This is a genomic window from Amycolatopsis aidingensis, assembly GCF_018885265.1.
Taxonomy (GTDB): domain Bacteria; phylum Actinomycetota; class Actinomycetes; order Mycobacteriales; family Pseudonocardiaceae; genus Amycolatopsis; species Amycolatopsis aidingensis.
Genome location: NZ_CP076538.1, coordinates 4,642,521 through 4,666,844, shown reverse-complemented (window position 1 = coordinate 4,666,844; position 24,324 = coordinate 4,642,521). Strand labels below are relative to the sequence as shown.

General features: G+C 73.5%; 4 protein-coding genes (1 of these 4 cut by a window edge). All 4 read left to right on the top strand.

Annotated features, from left to right (window positions below; all coding sequences use genetic code 11):
- Tightly spaced (each overlapping or abutting the next), the 4 genes in view from KOI47_RS21370 to KOI47_RS21355 form a layout consistent with a single transcriptional unit that may run on beyond the window.
- Nucleotides 1-4,095: the 3' portion of a non-ribosomal peptide synthetase gene (locus tag KOI47_RS21370; protein WP_216206359.1), read on the top strand. Its footprint begins 3,534 nt before the window's first position; the window shows 4,095 of its 7,629 coding nt (coding positions 3,535-7,629); the start codon falls outside the window, past its left edge; the stop codon is at nt 4,093-4,095.
- Nucleotides 4,092-15,068, top strand: coding sequence for a non-ribosomal peptide synthetase (locus tag KOI47_RS21365; RefSeq protein ID WP_216206356.1), 10,977 nt, complete (start codon nt 4,092-4,094; stop codon nt 15,066-15,068). The genes KOI47_RS21370 and KOI47_RS21365 overlap by 4 nt, the downstream gene beginning before the upstream one ends.
- Nucleotides 15,068-24,115 carry a non-ribosomal peptide synthetase gene (locus tag KOI47_RS21360; RefSeq protein ID WP_216206355.1) on the top strand — a complete coding sequence of 3,016 codons (9,048 nt, stop codon included), beginning with the start codon at nt 15,068-15,070 and terminating at the stop codon, nt 24,113-24,115. Before KOI47_RS21365 ends, KOI47_RS21360 begins: the two co-directional genes overlap by 1 nt.
- A complete protein-coding gene (locus KOI47_RS21355; protein ID WP_269756645.1) occupies nt 24,115-24,324 on the top strand; it encodes an MbtH family protein in 210 nt (69 codons plus the stop codon). The genes KOI47_RS21360 and KOI47_RS21355 overlap by 1 nt, the downstream gene beginning before the upstream one ends.

The following is a 24,324-nucleotide window of genomic DNA, read 5'->3' as shown; positions in this document are numbered from 1 at the left end:
GCGAGCATCCCCTTCGACCTGGCCGTCGAACCACCGGTGCGCGCCCGCCTGTTCCGCACCGGGACCGAGCGGCACGCGCTGCTGCTCGCGGTGCACCACATCGCGGGGGACGGCTGGTCCCTCGCACCGCTGGCCCGCGACCTCGGCGCTGCCTACACCGCGCGCCGCGCGGGCCGGGAGCCGGACTGGGCCCCGCTGCCGGTGCAGTACGCGGACTACACGCTGTGGCAGCGGCAGCTGCTCGGCAGCGAGTCCGATCCGGACTCCGCGATCTCCGCGCAGCTGCGGTACTGGACCGAGCGGCTGGCCGGGCTGCCGGAGGAGGTCACCCTCCCACCGGACCGGCCCCGCCCCACCGTCGCCTCGCACCACGGCGAGACCCTGCCCTTCCCCATCGAAGAGGAACTGCACGCCGGGCTGGTCCGGCTGGCAAGGGCGCACGACGTCAGCCTGTTCATGGTGGTGCAGGTGGCACTCGCCGCCCTGCTCAGCAGGCTCGGCGCCGGGACGGACATCCCGCTGGGCATCTCCATCGCCGGGCGCACCGACGAGGCACTGGACGACCTGATCGGGTTCTTCGTGAACACCCTGGTGCTGCGCACCGACACCGCGGGCGACCCGACCGTGGCGGATCTGCTGGAGCAGGCGAGGACACACGGCCTCGCCGCCTTCACCAACCAGGATGTGCCGTTCGAGCGGCTGGTCGAGGTGCTCAACCCGGCGCGCTCGGCAGGCAGGCACCCGCTGATCCAGGTGGGCCTTGGGTTCCAGAACAACGTGGAACCCGAGCTGGACCTGCCGGAGGTGCACGGCCGGATCGAACCCGCCGCGACCCACTCGGCGAAACTGGACCTGCTGTTCGACTTCCGCGAGCAGCACCACCCCGACGGGAGCCCGGCCGGGATGGCCTGCGGGGTGGAGTACGCCACCGACCTCTATGACCGCGCCACGGTGCGCGCGCTGACCGGCAGGCTGACCCGGCTGCTTGCCGCCGCCGTCGCCGACCCGGACCAGGCGCTGAGCGAGATCGACATCCTGGAACCGGGCGAACGCGGGCGCGTGCTGTCGGAGTGGAACCACACCGCCCCCGCGTACCAGGGGCGCACCCTGCCGGAGCTGTTCGCCGAGCAGGTCGCCCGCACCCCGGACCGGCCAGCCGTGATCGCGGGCGAGCAGCGGCTGACCTACCGCGAACTGGACATCCGCTCCACCCGGCTGGCCCACGCACTGGTGGCGCGCGGGGTCGGCCCGGAGCGCCCGGTGGCGGTGCGGCTGCCGCGCTCGGTCCGGTCCGTGCTGGCCACCCTCGCGGTGCTCAAGGCAGGCGGCGTGTACGTGCCGGTGGACCCTTCCTACCCGGCCGAGCGGATCGCCATGCTGCTGGCGGATGTACGCCCGGTACTCGTGCTGGACGAGGAGTTCCTGGACGCGCGGCCGGAGCAGGGGCTGCCGGACACCCCGCTCACCGACGCGCGGCGGCGGGGCCCGCTGCGTCCAGGGCACGCCGCGTACACGATCTTCACCTCGGGCTCCACCGGCAGGCCCAAGGGCGTGGTGGTGGAGCACAGCGGGATCACCAACCTCGCGGCCGACCACATCGAGCGGTGCGCCCTCGACCCCACCGCCCGCCTGCTGCAGGCGGTCTCCCCGAGCTTCGACGTGGCCATGGGCGACCTCACCATGGCGCTGCTTTCCGGTGCGGCGCTGGTGCTCGCGCAGGGGCAGCCCGCCGGGCCGGACCTCGCGGCGCTGATCGAGCGGCACGCGGTCACCCACGTGCAGCTGACCGCGGCCGTGGCCGCCACCCTGCCCGAGCCGCTGCCGTCCACCCTGCGCTGCCTCGTCTCCGGTGGTGAGGCGCTCACCACCGGCCTGGTGGACCGGCTGGCCCCCGGCAGGCGCCTGCTGAACGCCTACGGGCCGACCGAGACCACGGTGGCCGCCACAGTCAGCGACCCGCTGCCCGCGGGCGGCCCGGCTCCGCCGATCGGCAGGCCGGTGCGGGGTGCCGCGGCGTACGTGCTGGACTCCCGGCTGCGTCCGGCCCCGGTCGGCGTGCCGGGGGAGCTGTACCTCGCCGGTGCCGGGGTGGCCCGCGGCTACCTGAACCGCGCGGGGCTGACCGCGCACCGGTTCGTGCCTGATCCGTTCGGCGAACCGGGCTCCCGCCTGTACCGCAGCGGGGACCTGGTGCGCTGGAACGCCAAGGGGCAGCTGGAGTTCGTCGGCCGCGCGGACGAGCAGGTGAAGATCCGCGGCTTCCGGGTGGAACCGGGCGAGATCTCCTCCGTGCTGACCCGCCACCCCGAGGTGTCCGAGGCCGCCGTGGTGGTGCGCGAGGACCGGCCGGGGGAGCGCAGGCTGGTCGGCTACCTGGTACCGGAGCCGGCGGCGCTGACCGCGCGGGACACCGAGGTCGAGGCCGAGCGCGTGCGGCAGTGGGCTGGCCTGAACGACGCCACCTACCAGGGCTCGGCAGGCTCGGCTCCGTTCGGCGAGGACTTCTCCGGCTGGCACAGCAGCTACGACGGGGAACCGATCCCGCTGCCCGAGATGCGGGCCTGGCGCGCGGGCACGGTGGAACGGATCCGCGCGCTGGCGCCACGGCACGTGCTGGAGATCGGGGTCGGCTCCGGGCTGATCATGGCTGAGGTGGTGCCGCACTGCGCCAGCTACACCGGCACCGACCTCTCCGGCGAGGTGATCCGCACCCTGCGCGCGGAGGTGGACGCCCGGCCGGAGATCGCGGCGAAGGTCCGGCTGGCTGCCCAGCCGGCGCACGTCACCGAGGGCCTGCCCGATGCGCACTTCGACACCGTGGTGCTGAACTCCGTGGCCCAGTACTTCCCGAGCGCGGACTACCTGGCCGAGGTCACCCTGCGGGCACTGGAGCTGGTGCGCCCCGGCGGCACCGTGTTCCTCGGCGACCTGCGCGACCAGCGGTTGCTGCGGCACCTGCACGCCGCGATCAAGGCAGGCGATCCGCGCCAGGAGCAGGACGCGGACCTGCACGCGGAGCTGGAGCACGCGCTGGCCGTGGAGTCCGAGCTGGCGGTGGCCCCGGAGTTCTTCCTCGCCCTGACCGCGGGCCGGGCCGACATCGGCGTGGACATCCGGGTGAAGCGCGGTCGTTACGACAACGAGCTCAGCCGCTACCGCTACGACGTGCTGCTGCACAAGGCGCGCCCGGACGCGGTGTCGCTGGCCGGGATCCAGCAGACCGGCTGGCCGGGTGAGCTCGGCGGCCTGCTCGGGTGGCTGCGCTCGGCGCGGCCGGGGGCCGTGCGGGTCACCGGGATCCCGAACGCCAGGCTGGCCGGGGACCTGGCGGTGGCCGGGGCGCGTGGCCTGCTCGACCCGCCCCGGTACGGCGCCGCGCACCCGGAGGACATCGCCGAGGCCGCGGCTGAGCTGGGTTACCGGGCGGTGCCCACCTGCTCCGGCGCCGATCCTGCCGAGTTCGAGATGGTCCTGCTGCGCGGGGAACACGAGCCCGCCGCCCTGCACGAGGTGTTCACCGGCACCGTGCCGGAGCAGGCCCCGCCTTCTCGGTACACCAACGATCCCTCCGGCACCCGGAAGAAGGCCGTGCTGCTGGACCGGATCGGCGCGCACGCCGCGCGGCACCTGCCGGACCACCTTGTGCCCGCCGCGCTGGTCGTGCTGCCGAGCCTGCCGCTGACCGGCAACGGGAAACTGGACGAGCGGGCGCTGCCCGCACCAGACTTCGCCGCCCGCGCCGGGGGCCGCGCGCCGCGCACCCCGACCGAGGAAGCGCTGTGCGCGGTGCTGGCCGAGGTGCTCGGCCTGCCGAGGGTAGGCGTGGACGACGACTTCTTCCGCCTCGGCGGGGACAGCATCATCTCCATCCAGCTGGTCAGCAGGGCCCGCGCGGCCGGGGTGGAGATCACCGCACAGGACGTGTTCACGCACAAGACCGCCGCCGCCCTCGCCGCGGCGGTGGCACAGGCCACGGAAACCACGGAAACCACGGGCACCACCGACACCACGGACGGCACGGATCTCGCGGATCTGCCGCTGGTGTCCCAGGAGGAGCTCGACCAGTTCACCGAAGGCTGGGTGGCATCGGAATGACCAGACCGGACATCGACGAAGTCCTTCCGCTCACGCCGCTGCAGGAGGGCCTGCTGTTCCATGCCTCGCTGGACACCGGGCAGCCGGACCTCTACACCATGCAGCTGGCGCTGGACATCGAGGGGCCGCTGGAGACCGAGCGGCTGCGCCGCGCCGGTACCGCGCTGCTGGAGCGGCACCCGAACCTGCGCGCCGGGTTCCGGCACGGCGGCGGGGTACGGCCACTGCAGTTCGTGCCGCGCGCGGCCGAGTTCCCGCTGTGGCGGCTCGACCTGAGCGGGCTGCCGCAGGCGCGGCGGCAGGCGGAACTGGAGCGGATCACCACCGAGGACCGGCAGCAACGGTTCGAGCTGGCGAGACCCCCGCTGTTGCGGTGCACCGTGGTCACCATCGGCCAGGACCGGCACCGGTTGCTGCTCAGCAACCATCACATTCTGCTGGACGGCTGGTCCGGGCCGATCCTGGTACGCGAGCTGTTCGAGTTGTACCGCGACCACGGCGAGGGTGCCGGGCTGCCTGCCCCGACCCCGTTCCGCGCCTACCTGGCGTGGCTGCACCGCCAGGACACCGCGGCGGCGAAGGCGGCATGGGCGCACGCCCTCGACGGGCTGGCCGAGCCGACCCTGCTGGCGCCCGCGCGGGCGCAGGGCCCGCAACGGCAGCCGCACCGGGTGCGCCGGATCCTGCCCGCGGAGACCACCGAACGGCTGTCCCTGACCGCACGCGAGCACGGCCTCACCCTGGCCACCGTGCTGCAGGGCGCATGGGGGCTGCTGCTGAGCACCCTGACCGGCCGCGAGGACGTGGTCTTCGGCACCACCGTCTCCGGCCGCCCGGCCGAGGTGCCCGGGGTGCAGACCATGCTCGGGCTGTTCCTGAACACCCTGCCGGTGCGGGTCCGCTTCGGACCCCGCGATCGCCTGCTGGACCTGCTGCTGCGGTTGCAGGAGGAGCAGGCCGCCCTGCTGCGGCACCAGCACCTCGGGCTGGCGGAGATCCAGCAGGCCTGCGGGCACCCCACCCTGTTCGACACCCTCGCAGTGATCGAGAACTTCCCGGTCGACCCGGCAGGCCTCGAGCTGCCCTGCGATCTGTCCATTGTGGATGTCGAGAGCAGTGACGCCACGCACTACCCGATGACCATGATGGCCATTCCCGGCAGCGAGTTCGAGCTGCGGCTGTCCTACCGGCCGGACCTGTTCGGCGAACCGGAGATGTCGGCCACCCTGGACCGGCTGGTGCGGCTGCTGGACACCGTGGCCACCGCGGTCACCACCCCGATCGGCAGGCTCGACCCGCTCTCCCCGGCCGAACACGAGCTGCTGGCGCAGTGGAACGACACCACCCTGCCCGGCGCAGCCGACACCTTCCCGCGCGCCTTCGCCGCCCGCGTGCGCCAGGACCAGGACGTCCCCGCGCTGCTGGCGCAGGGTCGGTGGTGGACCTACCGGGAACTGGACGAGGCCGCCAACCGGCTGGCCCGGCTGCTGATCGCGCACGGCGCCGCACCCGAACGGTTCGTCGCACTGGCGCTGCCCCGCCGCCCGGAGCTGGTGGTGGCGGTACTCGCGGTGCTCAAGTCCGGGGCGGCCTACCTGCCGGTCGACCCCGGCTACCCTGCCGAGCGCATCCGCACCATGCTCGCGGACGCCGATCCGCACCTGGTGCTGACCATGCGGGACTCCGCGGACTGTCTGTCCGATGTGGAGCATCAGGCACCGGTGCTGGTACTGGACGAGCAGGGGACCGCGGAGCAGGTGGCGGAACTGGCCCGCGGGCCGGTCGAGGACACCGAGCTGCGTGCGCCGCTGCGCCCGGCCAACCCCGCCTACCTGATCTACACCTCGGGCTCCACCGGCCGCCCCAAGGGGGTGGTGGTCCCGCACGAGAACCTGGTCGACCTCGCCCGGTGGGCAGGCCGCCGGATCGGCGCGGCGGGGCTGCGGCACGTGCTGGCCGCCACCTCGCTGAACTTCGACGTCTCGGTGTTCGAGATGTTCGGCCCGCTGCTGAACGGCGGCGGTATCGAGCTGGTGCGGGACGTGCTGGTCCTGCTGGAGCGTCCGGAATGGACGGGCAGCCTGGTGAGCGCGGTGCCATCGGCGTTCGCCCAGGTGCTCGGGGACAGCGCGGCTGCGCGGGTTCCGGACGGCTGCATGGTGGTGCTGGCCGGGGAGGCGGTGCCAGCCGAGCTGGCGGAAGGTATCCGCACGGCCATGCCGGGCAGCAGGCTGGCCAACATCTACGGGCCTACCGAGGCCACCGTGTACGCCACCGCCTGGTACGCCGATGGCGGTGAGACCGGCGCCCCGCCGATCGGCAGGCCACGGGACAACATCCGCGGCCACGTGCTGGACGCCTTCCTGCGGCCGGTGCCGCCAGGGGTGGCGGGCGAGCTGTATCTCGCCGGTACCGGGCTGGCAAGGGGCTACCACGACCGGCCTGGACTGACCGCGCAGCGGTTCCTCGCCGATCCCTTCGGTGCGCCGGGATCCCGGGTCTACCGCACCGGGGACCTGGTGCGCTGGACCGCGGACGGGCAGCTGGAGTACCTCGGCCGCGCCGATGAGCAGGTGAAGGTCCGCGGCTTCCGGATCGAGCTTGGCGAGGTGCGCTCGGCGCTGGCCGCCCGCCCCTGCGTGGCCCAGGCCGCGGTGGTGGTGCGCGAGGACCGGCCGGGTGACCGGCGGCTGGTCGGCTACGTGACCGCCGAGCCCGGAGCCGAACCGGACGGCGAGACCCTGCGTGCCCAGCTGGCGGAGGTGCTGCCGGAGTACCTGGTGCCCTCGGCGGTGGTGCCGCTGCGAGCGCTGCCGCTGAACCCGAGCGGCAAACTGGACCGGGCGGCGCTACCCGCGCCCGAGTTCCGCGGGGACACCGGCGGGCGGGCCCCGCGCACCGCGACCGAGCGCACGCTGTGCGAGCTGTTCACCGAGGTACTCGGCTGCGCCGAGGTGTCGGTGCAGGACAACTTCTTCGACCTCGGCGGGCACTCCCTGCTGGCCACCCGCCTGGTGAACCGGGTGCGCGCCACCTTCGCCGTGGACCTGCCGGTACGCGCGCTGTTCGACGCGCCGACCGTCGCGGGCCTCGCCGGCACGCTGGACGGGGCAGGCACCGGCCGCGCCCCGCTGCGGCCGATGCCGCGCCCCGAACCGCTCCCACTGTCCTACGCCCAGCGGCGGCTGTGGTTCATCAACCTGCTGGACGGCGGTTCGCCCGCCTACAACCTGCCGTTCGCGCTGCGGTTGACCGGCACCCTCGACCGGGCCGCGCTCACCGCGGCACTTGGCGATGTGCTGCGGCGGCACGAGAGCCTGCGCACCCTGTGCACCGAGCGGGACGGCGAACCCTGCCAGCACATCCTCCCCGCCACCGAGGTGGAACCGGAACTGCCGGTGGCCGAGGTGCCGGAGGAGGAACTGGACGCGGCGCTGGGCGAGGTGGTGGCCCGCGGGTTCGACCTCGCGCGGGAACTGCCGCTGCGCGCCCGGTTGTTCGTCACCGGTCCCGGCAGGCAGGTGCTGCTGATCGTGGTGCACCACATCGCGGGGGACGGCTGGTCCGGCGGGCCGCTGGCCCGGGACCTGAGTACCGCCTACACCGCGCGCCTGCGGGGCGCTGCACCGGACTGGGCGCCACTGCCGGTGCAGTACGCGGACTACACGTTGTGGCAACGGGAACTGCTCGGTGCGCAGGAGGATCCGCGGTCGGTGCTGGCCGAACAGCTGGCGTACTGGCGCGAGCAGCTGGACGGGGCGCCCGCCGAGCTGGCACTGCCGTTCGACCGGCCACGCCCCGCGGTGCGCTCGCAGCACGGCGGCTCGGTGGCGTTCACCGTGGACCCCGCCGTGCACGCCCGGCTGGCCGAGCTGGCAGGCACCGCCGACGCGAGCCTGTTCATGGTGCTGCACGCGGCGCTGGCCGGCCTGCTCAGCAGGCTCGGCGCTGGCACCGACATCCCGATCGGGACGGCGGTGGCGGGCCGAACCGACGACGCACTGTCCGAACTGGTCGGTTTCTTCGTGAACACCCTGGTGCTGCGGGTGGACACCGGAGGCGACCCGGAGTTCACCGAGCTGCTCCGCCGCACCCGCGCGGTGGACCTGGCCGGGTACAGCCACCAGGACCTGCCCTTCGACCGGCTGGTCGAGGACCTCGCCCCGCGCCGCTCCACCGCGCACAACCCGTTGTTCCAGGTGGTACTGACCTTCCAGAACGACCAGGACGCCGGTTTCCACCTGCCAGGGGTCGCCGTCGAGCCGCACCCGGTGACACTGCCGGCCGCCAAGGTGGACCTGGACCTCGCCCTGACCGAGCGGCGTGGCCAGGACGGCGCGCCGGAGGGCATCGAGGGGGTCATCGGGTACCGCACCGACGTGTTCGACCGGGACACCGTCGCGCAGCTGTCCGATCTGCTGCTGCGGCTACTGGACCAGGTCGCGCTGGAGCCGGACCTGCGGCTGGGCGAGCTGGACCTGCTCGGCCGGCGGCAGCGCACCGACCTGCTCGAACTGCGCAACGACACCCGCACCGACACCGGGCAACCCGCCATGCTGGACGAGCGGTTCGCCGCACAGGTGCGGCGGGCGCCGGAAGCCGTCGCGGTCTGCTGCGGGCAGTTGCGGTGGACCTACCAGGAGCTGGACGAGCGGGCGAACCGGGTCGCCGCGGCCCTGTACGCCGCGGGAGTGCGGGCCGAGGACCGGGTGGCGGTGTCCCTGCCGCGCGGCCCGGAACTGGTCGCCGCGCTGCTCGGCACCATCAAGGCTGGCGCGGCCTACGTACCGCTGGACCCGCGCTGGCCGGCCGAGCGGCGTCGGATGGTGCTGCGGGACACCGCGGCCAGCGCCGTGCTCACCCTCCGGCCACGGGACGAGCCCACGGCCGGTGCGGTCCCGGTGGTGGCGCTGGAGACCCTCGCCAAGGACACCGAACCCGATCCCGTCCCGGCGAGCGGGCCACGCGATCCACGCAGGCTGGCGTACATCATGTACACCTCGGGTTCCTCCGGGGTGGCCAAGGGTGTCGCGGTCACCCATCGCAACGTGGCCGACCTCGCCGCCGACCGCCGGCTCGGCTGCGCCGCGCACCGCAGGGTGCTGCTGCACTCCCCGCAGGCCTTCGACGCCTCCACCTACGAGCTGTGGGTGCCGCTGCTGGCGGGCGGAACCGTGGTGGTGGCGCCACCGGGAGACCTGGACGCGGAGGCGCTGCGCGAGCTGGTCAGCACCCAGCACCTCACCGCGATCTGGCTCACCGCGGGGCTGTTCCGGCTGGTCGTCGAGCAGTCCCCGGACTGCCTCGCCGGGCTGCGCGAGCTGTGGACCGGTGGCGAGGCGGTACCCGCCGAGGCGGTGCGTGCCCTGCACGCGGCCTGCCCCGAGGTGCTGGTGGTCGACGGCTACGGGCCCACCGAGACCACCACCTTCGCGCTCAGCCACCCGCTGCCCGCGGACCGCGGCGTCCCGGACACGGTGCCGATCGGCAACCCGCTGGACAACATGCGGGTGTACGTCCTCGACGAGGCGCTGCGGCCAGTGCCTGCCGGGGTGACCGGCGAGCTGTACCTCGCCGGTACCGGGCTGGCAAGGGGCTACCACGGCAGGCCCGCGCTCACCGCGGAGCGGTTCCTCGCCGATCCCTTCGGCGAACCGGGTTCCCGCTCGTACCGCACCGGCGACCTGGTCCGGTGGAACACCGCGGGCCGGCTGGAGTACCTCGGCCGTGCCGATGACCAGGTGAAGATCAACGGCTTCCGGATCGAGCCTGGCGAGGTCCAGGCAGCGGCCATGGCCGAGGATGAGGTCGGCGACGCCGTGGTCGCCGTCCGCACCGACCACCGCGGGGACCGGCGGCTGGTGGCCTACCTGGTACCCGCGACCGGGGTGCAGCGGCTGGACCCCGGCAGCATGCGGGAGCGGCTGGCCGCCCGGCTGCCCGCCTACCTGGTGCCATCGGCCGTCCTCGTGCTGCCGGAGCTGCCGCTGACCGGGAACGGCAAGGTGGACCTGCGGGCCCTTCCCGAACCGGAGGTCACCGTGGCAGGCGGGCGCGCACCCCGCGACGCCAGGGAACACCAGCTGTGCGCGATCCTCGCCGACCTGCTCGGCCTTCCCGAGGTGTCGATCGACGACGGCTTCTTCGACCTGGGCGGGCATTCCCTGCTGGCCACCAAACTGGCCAGCAGGGTGCGCGCGGAACTGGGTGCCGAGCTGGCGGTGCGCACCGTGTTCGAAGCGCCGACCGTGGCCGAGCTCGCCGCCAGGCTCGGCGCCGCCGAACCGGCCCGGCCGCCGGTGACCGCGGTGCGACGTCCGGACCGGACCCCGCTTTCGCCCGCGCAGCGGCGGCTGTGGTTCGTGCACATGCTCGAGGGGCCCAGCCCGACCTACAACATCCCGTTCGCGTTGCGGCTGACCGGGAAGCTGGACCACGCGGCACTGCGGGAAGCCCTGTGCGACGTGGTGGCCCGGCACGAAAGCCTGCGCACGGTGTACCCCGACCTGGAAGGGCAGCCCTGGCAGGAGATCCTGGACCCCGCGCAGGCGCGGCCCACCATGGAGACCTACCCCTGCGAGGCCGGGGAAGTGGACCGGGAGCTGCGGCGCACCGGCGCGATCGGCTTCGACCTCACCCGTGAGCTGCCGCTGCGTGCCCGGCTGCTGGTGCTCGCCGAGGACGAGCACGTGCTCGGGCTGGTGGTGCACCACATCGCCGGAGACGGCTGGTCCGGTGCCCCGCTGGCAAGAGACCTGTGCACGGCCTACGCGGCGCGCAGCGCGGGACACCGGCCGGAGTGGACCCCGCTTCCCGTGCAGTACGCGGACTACACCCTCTGGCAGCGCGAACTGCTCGGCGCCGAGGACGATCCGGACAGCCTCGCCTCCCGCCAGCTCGCCCACTGGGCGGACAGGCTGGCCGGGGCGCCGCAGGAGCTGGACCTGCCTGCCGACCGGCCGCGGCCCGCCGTGGCCACGCACCGGGGCGGGGCGGTGGAGTTCCGGATCGGCCCGGAAACGCACGCCGCGTTGCGGGCACTGGCGGCCGAAGGCGACGCCACGCTGTTCATGGTGCTGCAGGCGGCCTTCGCGGCCACTCTCAGCAGGCTCGGCGCTGGCACCGACATCCCGATCGGCACCGCGGTGGCGGGCCGCACCGACGACGCACTGTCCGAACTGGTCGGTTTCTTCGTGAACACCCTGGTGCTGCGCACCGGCACCGCGGGTGACCCCGGTTTCCGGGAACTGCTCGCCAGGGCCCGTGAGGTCAGCCTGGACGCCTTCGCCAACCAGGACCTCCCGTTCGAGCGGCTGGTCGAGGTGCACGGGCCGCAGCGGTCGCTGGCACGGAACCCGCTGTTCCAGGTCATGCTGAACATGCAGAACAACGCGGCTGCCGAGTTCAACCTGCCCGGCCTCACCGTGCGCGGGCACGAGACCACCCTTCCGGTGTCCAAAGTGGATCTCGAGCTCACCGTGTCCGAACGCCCATCCGCGGACGGGGGCCCCGCCGGGGTGGACGGGGTGCTCGCCTATGCCGAGGACCTGTTCGACCGGGCCACCGCGGAACGGATCCTGGCCTGCCTGCACCGGATCCTCGATGCCGCTGCCACCGACCCGGACCGCCCGTTCACCGCCGTCGAACTGCTCACCGGGGCCGAACGCACCCGGCTGCTGGCGGAGTGGAACGACACCGCGGTCGAGGTGCCCAGCGCCCCGCTGCCCGCGCTGTTCGAGGCCCGCGTTGACCGCGACCCGGATGCCGAGGCGCTCGTCGAGCCGGGCGGTGGCATGAGCTATGCCGAGCTGGACGCCGCCGCCAACCGGCTCGCCCGGCAGCTGGTGCGGCACGGGATCGGCCCCGAGGACCGGGTGCTGCTGCTGTTGCCGCGCTCAGTGCGTACCGTCGTGGCCCAGCTGGCCGTGCTCAAGGCGGGCGCGGCCTACGTCCCGGTCGATCCCGGCTACCCGGCCGAGCGGATCGCCTTCATGCTCGCCGACGCCGAGCCCGCACTGCTGCTCACCACCGCCGCACTGGCCGCGGGGCTGCCAGCGGAACCGGAGGTCGCCCGGCTGGTGCTGGACGAGCGGGACACGGCACAGGCACTGGCCGGCATCCCCGCGGACCGGGTGACCGATGCCGAACGGGTGCGCCCGCTCGGCATCGACCATCCCGCGTACGTCATCTACACCTCGGGCTCCACCGGCACCCCCAAGGGCGTGGTGGTCACCCACCGCGGGCTGGGCAACCTGGCCGCCCTGCACGCCGACCGGCTCGGCGTCCGGCCGGACAGCCGGGTGCTGCAGTTCGCCGCGCCCAGCTTCGACGCCGCGGTCTGGGAGACCTGCATGGCGCTGCTGAACGGCGCCGCGCTGGTCCCGGCGCCCAGCGAAGGGCTCACGGTGGGCGCGGAGCTGGCGCGGTTCCTCGCCGAGCACCGGGTGAGCCACGCGACCATTCCGCCGGTGGCGCTGGCCGGGATGCCGGTGGCGGAGGTACCTGCCGCGATGACCCTGGTGGTCGCGGGCGAGGCCTGCTCCGGCGAGCTGGCCGCAACCTGGTCCGCGGGACGGCTGATGGTCAACGCCTACGGCCCGACCGAGACCACGGTCTGCGCCACCATGAGCGACCCGCTCGCCGGGGACGGCACACCCCCGATCGGCGGGCCGATCAGCAACACCAGGGTGTACCTGCTGGACGCGGCCCTGCGCCCGGTGCCGGTCGGCGTCCCAGGGGAGCTGTACCTCGCCGGTACCGGCCTGGCAAGGGGCTACCACCGCAGGCCGGGGCTGACCGCGCAGCGATTCCTCGCCGACCCCTTCGGCGAACCGGGGTCCCGGTTGTACCGCACCGGGGACCTGGCGCGCTGGCGGCCGGACGGGACCCTGGACTTCCTCGGCCGCGCCGACGAGCAGGTGAAGATCCGCGGCTTCCGGGTGGAGCCCGGTGAGGCGCGGGCCGCGCTGCTCGGTCTGCCCGGGATCGAGCAGGCCGAGGTGATCGTCCGCGAGGACCAGCCGGGGACGAAACGGCTGGTGGCCTATCTGGTCCCGAGTGGACAGCAGGAACCCGACATCGAGGCCGTGCGCGCGGCCGTGGCCGCGCGGGTACCCGAGTACCTGGTGCCCGCGGCCTTCGTCCCGCTGGACGCGCTGCCCATCACGGTGAACGGGAAACTGGACCGGCGGGCGCTGCCCGCGCCCGAGTTCACCGCGGCCGGGACCGGCCGCGGCCCGGTCTCGGCACGGGAACGCATCCTGTGTACCGCCTTCGCCGAGGTCCTCGGCCTGCCGGAGGTCGGAGCCGAGGCGAACTTCTTCGAGCTCGGCGGCGACAGCATCATCTCCATCCAGCTGGTCGGCCGGGCCCGCAAGGCCGGCCTGGTGCTCACCGCACGGGACGTGTTCGAGCACCGCACCCCGGCCGCACTGGCGGCCGTGGCCACGAGCGCGGCCGCGGCGGAGCTGTCGGAGGACCCGGACGAGGGCGTGGGCACCGTGCCCGAGACACCCATCGTGGCCTGGCTGCGGGAACGCGCCGGGCCGATCGACCGGTTCCACCAGTCGGTGCTGCTGAGTGCCCCGGCAGGCGCGGACCTGGCCGGGCTGGCCACGGCACTGCAGGCGGTGCTGGACCGGCACGACGCCCTGCGCCAGGTGCTGCACCGCGGCGCGGGGGAGTGGGAGCTGGAGGTCCGGCCGCGCGGCGAGGTGCGCGCCACCGAGCTGATCGAGCGGGTGGACATCGCAGGCTGCGCCCAGCCGGACCTGCCCGAGCTGCTGCGCGGGCAGGCCGATGCGGCGGCCGGCGCGCTGCGCCCCGAGGACGGGACCATGCTGCGGGCCGTCTGGTTCGACGCGGGCCCCGGCGCGGCTGGGCGGCTGCTGCTGACCTGCCATCACCTCGCGGTGGACGGGGTGTCCTGGCGGATCCTCGGTACCGATCTCGCGGCGGCCTGGACCGCCGTGGCCGCGGGCGAGCGGCCGCAGCTGCCGCCGGTCGGCACCTCGCCGCGGCGCTGGGCGAGTGGCCTGCGCGAGCTGGCGCGACAGCCGGAGCGGGCCGCCACCGCGGGCTGGTGGGAGGGCACCCTCGCCGGCCCCGACCCACTGCTCACCGACCGCCAGCTGGACCCGGCAACCGACCGGGAGGGTGAGCTGCGCAGCCTGGTGCTGACCCTGCCTGCCGAGCACACCGAACCGCTGCTGACCTCGGTGCCCGCCGCCTTCAACGGCGGGGTGAACGACGTGCTGCTGGCCGCGTTCGCCATGGCCGTCACCCGCTGGCGGGCCGAGTCCGGCGCCGAGGACGACGGCTCGGTGCTGGTGGACGTCGAGGGCCACGGGCGGGAGGACGTGCTGCCAGGGGCGGACCTTTCCCGCACCGTCGGCTGGTTCACCAGCCTCTGCCCGGTCCGGTTGCGCCCCGGCCGGGCCGCATGGACCGGCGCCGTCCCGGACGCGGGGGACGCACGGCACGCGGTGAAGCGGATCAAGGAGCAGTTGCGCGAACTGCCCGACCACGGCCTCGGCTTCGGCCTGCTGCGATACCTCAACCCGCGGACCGCGGCCCGGCTGGCCGCGTTGCCGCGCCCGCAGCTCGGCTTCAACTACCTCGGCCGCACCGGCGCTGGCGGGCCGGAGGGGGACTGGGCCATCGCCCCGGAGTCCGAGGTACTGCGCCGGGTGCCGGGCGAGGCCGGGATGCCGGTCGCGCACGCGGTGGACCTGAACGCCGTCGCGATGGACGGCGCCGAGGGGCCCGCGCTGGTGGCCACCTGGTCCTGGCCGGGACAACTGCTGGCCGAGGCCGAGGTGCGCGGGCTCGCGGAGTGCTGGTTCCAGGTGCTGCGCACGCTGGCAGGCGGCACCGGCGCGGCCGGCGACGGCGGGTACACGCCATCGGACCTCGATCTCGTGGACCTGGACCAGCAGGAGATCGACATGCTCGAAGCGGAATGGAGCGGCTGATGACCACGCGCGGGAAGTTCGCGGACGTACTGCCGCTGTCACCGCTGCAGGAGGGCATGCTCTTCCACGCCCTTTTCGACGAGCAGGCACCGGATATGTACCTGGTACGGCTGGCGGTCGACCTGGAGGGCCCGTTCGACCATGAGGCCTTCCGCGCCGCGGTGACCACCCTGCTGTCCCGGCACGCCAACCTGCGCGCGGGCTTCCGCTCCGAGGGACTGACCAAACCGGTCCAGCTCATCCCGCACGAGGTGGAACCACCCGTGCGCGAGGTGGACCTCAGCGGGCTGTCCGAACCGGACCGGCAGGCCCGGCTGGCCGAGCTGGCCACTGCCGAGGCAACGGCGCGGTTCGACCTCGACCGCCCGCCGCTGCTGCGGTTCACCCTGGTGACCACGCGGCCCGGCACGCACCGGCTGCTGTTCACCGCCCACCACATCCTGCTGGACGGCTGGTCGATGCCGCTGCTGCTGGGCGAGCTGTTCCAGCTGTACCAGCGCGGCGGGGACGCGGAAGGGATGCCGCCGGTCACCCCGTTCCGCGAGTTCCTCGCCTGGCTCAAACGGCAGGACCAGCCAGCTGGGCTGGCCGCATGGCGCCGGGAGCTGGCCGGGCTGGCAGGCCCCACCCGGCTCGCGCCCCGCGCCGAGCGCCCCGCCGCGGGCCTGCCCGCCGAACTGCGGCGGGAGCTGGACCAGGAGACCACCGCCGCGGTCGGCGAGCTCACCCGCCGCCACGGGGTCACCACGAACACCGTGGTGCAGGCCGCATGGGCGGTGCTGCTGGGCATGCTCACCGGGCAGGACGACGTGGTCTTCGGCACCACCGTCTCCGGGCGGCCACCCGAGGTCCCCGGGGTGGAGTCGATGATCGGCCTGTTCATCAACACCCTTCCGGTGCGGGTCAGGGTGAACCCGGCGGAACCGGTGTCCCGGTTGCTGGAACGGATGCACGCGGCCCAGCTCGACCTGATGCCGCACCAGCATCTCGGGCTCACCGACATCCAGCGCGCCGCGGGGCACACCGGCGAGCTCTTCGACAGCCTCGTGGTGTTCGAGAACTACCCGCTGGACGCGGGCTCGCTGCGGCAGCCTGCCGAAGGGCTGCGGGTCACCGGCGTGGACGGCGGGGACGCCACGCACTACCCGTTGCTGCTCAACGCCGGGTACGGGCAGCGGCTGTGGCTCAAGCTCAGCTACCGCCCCGACCTGTTCGGCGAATCCGAGGCGGGCACCCTGCTGGACCGCTTCCTGCGGCTGCTCACCGCCATCGTGGGCGACCCTGACCAGCCCGCGGGCAGGCTGGAGGTGCTCACCGGCAAGGAGCGGCACCGCCAGCTGGTGGAGTACAACCGCACTGCCCGCCCCGCCGAGGACCGCCCGGTCACCGAACTGCTCTCCGCGCAGGCGGCCCGTACCCCGGACGCGCCGGCCGTGGTGTCCGAAGTGGACTCGCTCAGCTACGCCGAGCTGGAAGCCGCGGCCAACCGGCTCGCCCGGCTGCTGATCGCCCGCGGGATCGGCCCGGAACGGTTCGTGGCGCTGGCACTGCCCTCCTCCGCGCGGGCCGTTGTCGCGCTGCTGGCGGTGCTCAAGTCCGGCGCGGCCTACCTGCCGGTGGATCCCGGCTACCCGGCCGAGCGGATCGCCTTCATGCTCACCGACGCCGAACCCGCGCTGCTGCTCACCGACACCGGCACGGCGGCCGCCCTGCCTGCCGGCACCGGGATCCCGGCCGTGACGCTGGACGACCCCGCCGTCGAACGCGAGCTGGCCGGGCTGCCGGGCGAGGCGGTGCGGGACGCGGAACGCACCCGCCCGCTGGCCCTTTCCCACCCCGCGTACCTGATCTACACTTCCGGCTCGACCGGCGTGCCCAAGGGGGTCGTGGTCGAGCACCGGGCGCTGGCGGACTACCTGGCCTGGACCGCGGGCTACCCCGGCGCCGCCGGGGTGGCCGTACTGCACTCACCGCTGGCCTTCGACCTCACCGTCACCGCGCTCTACACCCCGCTGGTGACCGGCGGCCGGGTGCAGCTGGCCGACCTGCGCGCGGCCACGCACGCCGTGCCGGAAACGCTCGCCGCGGCGCCGTGCACCTTCCTCAAGGCCACCCCCAGCCACCTCGGGCTGCTGGAGTCGCTGCCGCGGGAATACTCGCCAGCGCGGGAACTGCTGCTCGGTGGCGAGGCGCTGTTCGGCGAGCAGCTCACCGGCTGGCGCGAGCGGAACCCCGGCGCGGTGGTGCGCAACGTCTACGGCCCCACCGAGGCCACCGTCAACTGCGCCGAGTACACCATCGAACCCGGTGCCCCGCTGCCTGCGGGACCGGTGCCGATCGGCAGGCCCCATGGCAACGCCAGGCTGTACGTGCTGGACGGCGCGGGCCGCCCGGCCTGCCCCGGCGTGCCGGGGGAGTTGTACATCGCGGGCACCGGGCTCGCCCGTGGCTACCTCGGCCGTCCCGCGCTCACCGCGCAGCGGTTCCTCGCCGACCCGTTCGGGCCGCCGGGCAGCCGGATGTACCGCACCGGCGACCTGGCCCGCTGGACCGGCGAGGGCGACCTGGTCTTCCACGGGCGGGCGGACGACCAGGTGAAGCTGCGCGGCCACCGGATCGAGCCCGGCGAGATCTCCTCGGCGCTGCGCGCGATCCCCGGCGTGACCGACGCCGCCGTGGTGCTGCGCGAGGACCGCCCCGGCGACCAGCAACTGGTCGGCTACGTCACCGGCACCACGGACACCGGGCCGCTGCGCGAGCGGCTGGCGGCCACGCTGCCCGAGCACATGGTCCCGGCCGCGGTGCTGGCGCTGGCCGAGCTCCCGCTCACCCCCAACGGCAAGCTGGACCGGGCCGCGCTGCCCGCGCCGGAGGCCGCCACCGGCAGCGGCTCCGGCCGTGCGCCCCGCGGCCCGCGGGAGGAGATCCTCTGCGAGCTGTTCGCCGATGTGCTCGGCCTCGGCAGGGTCGGCGTGGACGAGGACTTCTTCGCCCTCGGCGGGCACTCGCTGCTGGCCACCAGGCTGGTCGCCAGGATCCGCGCCACGCTGGGGGCGGAGCTGTCGATCCGCACCCTGTTCGAGAACCCGACCGCCGCGCGGCTCGCAGGCCGGATCAGCGGCCCCGGCGGCACCCGGCCCGCGCTGCGGCCCCGGCCGCGACCGGAGCGGGTTCCGCTGTCCCACGCCCAGCGCAGGCTGTGGTTCCTGAACCGGCTGGAGCGGATGGGCGCCACCTACAACGTGCCGATCGCCGTGCGGCTGTCCGGGCCGCTGGACCGGGCCGCCCTGACCGCGGCGGTGCGCGATGTCGTTGCCAGGCACGAGATCCTGCGCACGGTGTTCCCCGAGGTCGACGGCGAGCCCTGCCAGGTGGTGCTGCCTGCGGACCAGGTCCAGGTGGACCTCGCCGTGGTCGACGACGAGGGTGCCGAGGTGGAGTCCCTGGTGGCCGCGGAGGCCGCGCGCGGCTTCACCCTGACCGAGGACCCCGCGCTGCGGGTGCGGCTGTACGCACTCGGGCCCGAGGAGCATGTGCTGCTGGTGGTGCTGCACCACATCGTCTCCGACGCCTCCTCCCGCGCCCCGTTCGCCCGCGACCTCGGCGCGGCCTACCGGGCGCGCCGCGCGGGGGAAGCGCCGGAGTGGGAGCCGCTGCCGGTGCAGTACGCCGACTACACCCTCTGGCAGAACGAGATGCTCGGCGGAGAGGACGACAAGGACAGCGTGCTCGCCGAGCAGGTGGCATTCTGGCGCGAGCAACTCGCGGGCAGCCCCGAGGAGCTGACCCTGCCCACCGACCGCACCCGCCCCGCGGTGGCGAGCTACCACGGCGACCTGCTCACCCTGGAGCTCGGCCCCGAGCTGCACCGTGGCCTGCTCGGGCTGGGCCGGACCACCCAGGCCAGCCTGTTCATGGTGCTACAGGCCGGGATCGCGGTGCTGCTGAGCAAGATCGGAGCAGGCGAGGACCTGCCGCTTGGCACCCCGATCGCCGGGCGCACCGACGAGGCGGTGGACGAGCTGGTCGGGTTCTTCGTGAACACCCTGGTGCTGCGCACCGACACCTCCGGCGACCCCACCTTCCGGCAGCTGGTCAACCGGGTGCGGGAGACCGACCTGGCCGCATACGCACACCAGGACCTGCCGTTCGAGCGGCTGGTGGAGATCCTGAACCCGGCCCGCTCGCTGTCCCGGCATCCGCTGTTCCAGGTGATGCTGACCCTGCAGAACGTGGCCCGGCCCGAGCTGGGCGTGCCGGACATCGAGGTGTCCCAGTACCGGACCCACCTGCCGATCGCCAAGTTCGACCTGCTGTTCCACTTCGTGGAGAAGCACGGCACGGACGGCGCGCCGGAGGGCATCGACACCGCGATCGAGTTCAGCACCGACCTGTTCGACCGGGAGACGGTGCGGCGGCTGGCCGACCGGCTGCTGCTCCTGCTCGACCGGCTGGTTACCGACCCGCACCGGCCATTGAGCACAGTGGACGCACTGCACGAGCACGAGCACCGGCGGCTACGGGAGTGGAACGACACCGCGCAGCCGGTGCCCGCGGCCACGCTGCCCGCGCTGTTCGCCGCGCAGGCCGCGCGCAGTCCAGCGGAGCTCGCGGTGCGCTCGGCGGGGGTGCGGCTCGATTTCGCCGAGCTGGACCGGCTGTCCAGCCAGCTCGCCCACTGGCTCATCGGCAGGGGGATCGGCCCGGAACACGTCGTCGCGCTGGCCCTGCCCCGCTCCCCGCACCTGGTGGCCGCCCTGCTCGCCACCCTGAAGGCGGGCGCGGCGTACCTGCCGGTGGATCCCGGTTACCCGGCCGAGCGGATCGAGTTCATGCTCGCCGATGCCGCGCCCGCGGCGCTGATCAGCACCGTGGACGTGGCCCGCGAGCTGCCCGAGGGCACCAGCCCGGTGCTGCTGGACGATCCCGAGTTCACCGACGTGCTGCGTGCCTGCCCCGGCCACCCGCCAACCGACCAGGACCGGGTGGCGCCGCTGACGCCGCACAGCCCCGGCTACCTGATCTACACCTCCGGCTCAACCGGGCGGCCCAAGGGTGTGCTGATGCCGGTGGGTGCGATCGGGAACCTGCTCGGCTGGCACGAGCACGCCGTTCCCGGTGCGCCAGGAGCGCGGGTCGCCCAGTTCACCGGCATCAGTTTCGACGTCTCGGTCCAGGAGATCCTCGGCGCCCTGTTGCGCGGGCACGGCCTGGTGATCCCGGACGAGGAGATCCGAAGGGACCCGGACGAGTTCGCCCGCTGGCTGGCCGAGCAGGACATCAACGAGCTGTACGCACCGAACCTGATGATCGACGCGGTGTGCGCGGCGGCGAACCGGCAGCAACTCACCCTTCCCGCGCTCACCCACTTGGCGCAGGCGGGGGAGGCGCTGGTGCCGAGTGAGCACATCCGGCAGTCGTTGCGGCGCAACCCGGGAACCCTGTTGCACAACCACTACGGGCCCACCGAGACCCATGTGGTCACCGCGGGCACCCTGCCGTCCGATGTGGACGAATGGCCCGCCGCTCCCGCGATCGGCCGGCCGATCTGGAACACCCAAGCCCATGTGCTCGACCGGCACCTGCGCCCGGTGCCGCCGGGGGTGCCCGGCGAGTTGTACCTCGCCGGTGCGAACCTCGCCCGCGGCTACTGGCGGCGGCCCGCGTTCACCGCGCAACGCTTCGTCGCCTGCCCCTTCGGGGCTGCGGGAGCGGCGATGTACCGCACCGGGGACCTCGCACGGTGGAACGAGGACGGCACCCTGCAGTACCTCGGCCGGGCCGACGACCAGGTGAAGATCCGCGGGTTCCGGATCGAGCTCGGCGAGATCGAGTCGGTGCTGCACGAGCACCCCGCGGTGGGCGGTGCCGCCGTGGTCGCGCGCGCCACCGGCGCCGGAGCCCAGCTGGTCGCGTACCTTACCCCGGCCGAAGAATCCACAGTGGATACCGTGGATCCTGAGGAGCTGCGGGCGCACGCCGCCAAGTTCCTTCCCGAGTACATGGTCCCGCCGGTGGTCCTGCCGGTCCCGGAGTTCCCGTTGAGCCCCAACGGGAAGCTGGACCGCAGCGCGCTCGCCGAGCGGCCGGTGGAGCAGGCAGGCGCGGGGCGCGAGCCGCGGACCGAGGTCGAGGCCGCGCTGTGCCGGATCTTCGGCGAGGTGCTCGGCGTGCACCCGGTGTCCATCGACGAGGACTTCTTCACTCTCGGCGGGCACTCGCTGGCGGCGACCAGGCTGGTCAGCACGGTGCGCGCGGAGCTGGCTGCGGAGCTGCCGATCAAGGCGGTGTTCACCCACCCGACCGTCGCCGGTCTCGCCGGGCAGCTCGACGCGGCGCGGCCGGCGCGGCCCCCGCTGGTGCCCTCGCCCCGGCCCGAGGTCATCCCGCTTTCCTACGCGCAGCAACGGCTGTGGTTCCTGAACCGGCTGGAGGGGCTCACCCCGGCGTACAACCTGCCGTTCGTGATCAGGGTTACCACCGAGTTCGACCTTGCCGCCTTCCATGCGGCCCTCGGCGACCTGGTGACCAGGCACGAGAGCCTGCGCACCCGCTATCCGGATCACGGGCACGGCCCGTACCAGCAGATCCTCCCTCCTGCCGAGGCGACCCCGGAGCCGGTGCTGGTGCCGGTCACCGAGGAGGAGCTGCCGGAGGCGGTGAACGCGGTGGTCGGCCGCGGGTTCGACCTGACCACCGAGCTCCCGCTCCGGGTCCGGGTGCTGCGCACCGGGCCACGGGAGCATGTGCTGGTACTGGTGCTGCACCACATCGCGGCGGACGGCTGGTCGCTGCACCCCTTCGGCCGGGACCTGTTCGGCGCGTACCAGGCCCGGCGGGAGGGTGCCGCGCCGGACTGGGCGCCGCTGCCGGTGCAGTACGCCGACTACACCCTGTGGCAACGGGAACTGCTCGGCTCCGAGGAGGACCCGGACAGCAGGATCTCCCGCGAGCTGGACTACTGGCGCGGGCAACTGGCCGACCTGCCGGACGAGCTGCCGCTGCCCGCCGACCGGCAGCGGCCCGCCACCGCGAGCTACCTGGCCGAACGGGTGGACATCCGGATCGACCCGGAAGTACACGGTGGACTCGCCGCGCTGGCCAGGGATAGCGGCGCCAGCATGTTCATGGTGGTGCAGGCGGCCTGCGCCGTGCTGCTCGGCAAGCTCGGCGCAGGGACCGACATCCCGATCGGCAGCCCGATCGCCGGGCGCACCGACAGCGCGCTGGACGAGCTGGTCGGCATGTTCGTCAACACCCTGGTGCTGCGCACCGACACCGCGGGCGATCCGACGGTGCGGGAGCTGCTGGCCAGGGTGCGGGAGACCGACCTTGCCGCCTACGAGCACCAGGACCTGCCGTTCGAGCGGCTGGTGGAGGTGCTGAACCCGGCCCGGTCGTTGTCCAGGCAACCGCTGTTCCAGGTCATGCTGACCTCGGTGGACACGGTGTCCCCGCGGGCACGGCAGGACACCGCCCCGGAGGGCATGACCGCGGGCCCGCCGCCGACCGCGGACAGCGGTGCCAAATGCGACCTCTCGTTCAACATCAGCGAGAGCTTCGCCGCGGACGGGCGGCCAGAAGGGCTGACCGGTTCGCTGGAGTTCAGCCTGGACCTGTTCCACCGGGAGACCGCCGAGTCCCTGGTGCGGCGGCTGGGCTACGTGCTTGCGGCCATGGCCACCGACCCGGACCAGCCGATCACCGGTATCGACGTGCTGTCCGAAGCCGAACGCGAGCGGTTGCGGCGGCGCGGCGCCGAGCACGGGGAGTACCTGCTGCTGCGCTTCGGCGCCGAGCTCGTCCCGGCACCCCCCGGTGCGACGGGGGAGCTGTACCGGACCGTGCGCACCGAGCAGGACGGGGCCGGGGTGGCCAACCCGTTCGAACCCGCGGGGGCCCCGCTGTGGCGCACCGGCCCCCGCGCCCGCCTCGCACCGGACGGGGAACTGCTGGCGCCGCCCGCAGGCGACCCGGTGCCTGCGGAGCCGCAGCGGCCCGCCGGGTCAAGGGCGCCGCGCACCGACCGGGAGCGCGCCCTGTGCGACCTGTTCGCCAAGCACCTGAACGTGCCGGAGGTCGGGATCGACGACAGCTTCTTCGATCTCGGCGGCTACTCCCTGCTGGCCATCCGCCTGGTCAGCGGGATCCGCTCCACCCTGGGGGCGGACGTCACCCTGCGCACCTTGTTCGACGCGCCCACCGTCGCCGAACTCGCCGAACGGATCGCGGCGTCCTCGGCGGGCAGCTCCTTCGAGGTGCTGCTGCCGCTGCGCACCGGGGGCGCGGGCACCCCGGTGTTCTGCGTGCACCCCCTCGGCGGTCTGAGCTGGCTGTACTCCGCGCTCACCCCGCACCTGCCCGCCGCGCACGATGTGTACGGGATCCAGGCCAGGGGGATCGGCACCGGGGAGCCGCTGCCTGCCGATATCGAGGAGATGGCGGCCGACTACGTACGGCAGGTCAGGAAGGTCCAGCCCACCGGCCCCTACCAGCTGCTCGGCTGGTCGCTGGGCGGGAACGTGGCGCACGCCATGGCCGGCCTGCTCGAGGACGAGGGAGAACGGGTCGGCCTGCTCGCCATCCTGGACGCCTACCCGCGCACCGAACACAGGCAGGCCGGGACGTCGCGGTCGTATGACGAGAACCAGTTCCTGGAAGGGATCCTGCGGTTCGTCGGGATCGACGCGGACGCCTACCAAGGTCCGCTCGACTTCGCCGAGGTCGTCGGCATCCTGCGTGACTCCGGCAGCGTACTGGCCGAACTGGACGAAACGCAGATCCGGGCGCTGCACCGGGTCATGGCGAACAGCTTCGAGCTCGCCGGCGAGCCCACCCGCACGCGGGTGGCCTGCGGCGCACTGATGTTCGCCGCCATTACCGAACCCGCGGGCGATCCGCTCGCCTGGAATCAATTTGTTGAAGGACCGTTGAGCGTGCACGAGCTGCGCTGCAAGCATGACGAACTGATGGGTCCGGAGCCCATCGCCGAGATCGGACGGGTCCTGCGTGACCGGCTGGTGGACGACAATGGGAGGGAACGCTGATGACGAATCCGTTCGACAATCCGGACGGCAGCTTCTTCGTGCTGGTCAACGACGAGAACCAGCATTCGCTCTGGCCTGCGTTCGCCGAGGTCCCCGCCGGCTGGACTGTGGTGTTCGGGGAGGCGGGGCGCCAGGAATGCCTTGACTACGTCGAGGAGAACTGGACGGACATGCGTCCGAAAAGCCTGGCCGAAGCGATGGACAACTGA

What these genes read in the sequence shown, in the direction of transcription:
- KOI47_RS21365 (WP_216206356.1), top strand. Translation starts at nt 4,092, where the DNA reads ATGACCAGACCGGACATCGACGAAGTCCTTCCGCTCACGCCGCTGCAG.
- KOI47_RS21355 (WP_269756645.1), top strand. Translation starts at nt 24,115, where the DNA reads ATGACGAATCCGTTCGACAATCCGGACGGCAGCTTCTTCGTGCTGGTC.
- KOI47_RS21360 (WP_216206355.1), top strand. Translation starts at nt 15,068, where the DNA reads ATGACCACGCGCGGGAAGTTCGCGGACGTACTGCCGCTGTCACCGCTG.